2 protein-coding genes are annotated in these 2156 nt (G+C 62.7%); both read left to right on the plus strand.

Going from position 1 to position 2156, the window contains the following annotated elements:
* Positions 1 to 197 precede the first annotated feature (197 nt).
* Complete coding sequence (locus tag BFF77_RS35315; RefSeq protein ID WP_066954349.1) at positions 198 to 815, plus strand: hypothetical protein; 618 nt, start codon at positions 198 to 200, stop codon at positions 813 to 815.
* Positions 739 to 1944: a helix-turn-helix domain-containing protein gene (locus BFF77_RS26340; RefSeq protein WP_141698532.1), complete on the plus strand. Its 1206-nt coding sequence runs from the start codon at positions 739 to 741 to the stop codon at positions 1942 to 1944. Before BFF77_RS35315 ends, BFF77_RS26340 begins: the two co-directional genes overlap by 77 nt.
* Positions 1945 to 2156 lie beyond the last annotated feature (212 nt).

Consider the following 2156-nt stretch of genomic DNA (forward strand, 5'->3'; position numbering starts at 1 on the left):
AATGTGTATAAGAGACAGGCCCCGCCCTCCACCCTCCCGGCCGCACCGACGGCGAAGTCGAACCGGACGGCGGGCAGCCGCAGTTCGACCTGGCGACGGCGTCCGCCCTCCCGGCCAGAGCAACGGCGGCCACAGGCAGGAGCTGACGAGGATCACACCCTTGCAAGTCTGAGAATCCAGGTCATAAAATCACCGCTATGCTCAGACCCGAGGATGCACGGTTCATCACGGAGGCCATCACGCCTCTCGCGGCCCCGCTCCACGAGTCCCTGGAGGAGGGCCGGCAGAACGCAAACGATCACTACGATCGCCACAAGATGGCGGAACGGTGCTTCCTCAAGGGCCGCACGGATCTGACGCGGGATCACGCGCTGGCCCGCCTGCTGAAACTGGACCTTGCCGGATGGACGCCTTCCCGCAGAGGGAGCGGCCGAATTCTTTTGTCGCGAAATGCGATGTCGATTCGACTTCTGCACCGATCGCCGTTCGGCGATACGGTGCCGCCGCCGGGAAATAACCGGGCCCGCATAAACTACTATCGGAACCCGACACCGGATCTCATCGGCGTCGAGGCAAGCCAACTGCTGGCCGTGTGGGACGTTGACAGAAAGGGCGAGGTGGTCATCCGGATCGTACGCCCGACAAAGTCCTTCAGGGCTGGCGCTGTTTCGACATCGGACTACGACATGCTGCTGCCGCGCAGTGCCGAAGATCTCTCGAAGCTCACGTTCGAGTCAAGTGACGAAGAGATCGACCTGGGTTTTCTGTTCAAAGACGACGAAGAGCAAGAAGAAGGCGAAGAAGGAAGTGCTTGATACCGGTGCGCGACTGCGTACGCTCCGTATGCTCATGGGATTGACCCAGAAAGAACTTGTGAGCATTGCCGGGGTGACGCAGTCGATGATCTCCGGTATCGAAACAGGGGACAGGACAGCCAGCGAAGAGACCCTGCTAGCAGTGGCCAACGCCACGGGAACCCCGTACAGCTTCTTCCTCGCAGATCCGGACGATCTCCCGACGGACACACTGCACTTCCGCAAGAAGGCCAGTGCGTCGGCCAAGGAGGTCGACCGGGTCAAGGCCACAGCGCGAGAGGCATATCGCGTAGCCTCCCAGCTCATCACAGAGACACGCATGCGCCGCTTCCCCCTGCCGCGGGCCGAGGGAGAAATCGATGACGCAAGGATCGAAACGCTGGCAGCGGAAACCCGGGACGCGCTCGGAGTTGCCCGCGACGGCATCCTCAAGCACGTCATCCGGACCTGCGAGCGCGCCGGGATCCCCGTGGTCCCCCTGGTGCTCGTCGACGGGTCCGGCGCACAGGAGGACGTGGCCATCGGTCACTCCGGCGTCTCGTGCTGGAGAGGGGTGGCCGATCCACAGCTCATCGCCTACTTCGGCACAGATGCCGGGGACCGCCAGAGGTTCACCGTCGCCCACGAGTTGGGTCATCTTGTGCTGCATCCAGCCCGGCGGACCATTTCAACCAAGCAGGCAGAGACAGAGGCCCATAGATTCGCTGGCGCCTTCCTGATCCCCGAGGAGCAGGCACGCGAGGCTCTGAGCGGAAACTTCACACTGCGGAATCTGGCCGTACTAAAGTCCAACTGGGGCATTTCCATGCAAGCTTTGATCGAAAGAGCATTTGGCCTGTCGCTCATCGACAGCACTCGCCGGTCCAGCCTTTACCGGCAGATAGCCACAAACCAATGGAGGTCCCGCGAGCCCGTCACAGTACATCCGGAGCAGCCAGCACTTATGCGCATGATGATGACCCGCCGATTCGGCGAATCCCTCTCCTCACGCCATGCGGCGGACGAGCTCGGGCTGCACCCTGTTCTGATGCGGTCACTCGCACCGCAGATCTCTGTCCGCTCCGGAGGATCGCCCAACGGCGAAGTGGTCAGCTTGCGTGACCGCCGCAAGGGTCTGCAGCGTGCGTAGCGACTCGCCCTTCGAACAGCCCTCCTCACTGCCTGCGGATCATCCGGGAAGTTTCACCGTGTGCGTGCGACTCTGCCCATGAGAACGGGTTCCGGCTCGTTTCCCGTGAACCAGTCACGATGGGCCACCCACCTCACGGCCAGCCCGGCACCCTGCCGATATCCGTGCCGAACTCGCTGATCAGGTTGTGACGTCCGCTGATGACGGGCCGC

This window comes from Streptomyces lushanensis, from assembly GCF_001700515.1.
GTDB classification, from domain to species: Bacteria; Actinomycetota; Actinomycetes; order Streptomycetales; family Streptomycetaceae; genus Streptomyces; species Streptomyces lushanensis.

Coding starts and splice junctions, on each gene's coding strand:
- BFF77_RS35315 (WP_066954349.1), top strand. CDS start 198: ATGCTCAGACCCGAGGATGCACGGTTCATCACGGAGGCCATCACGCCT.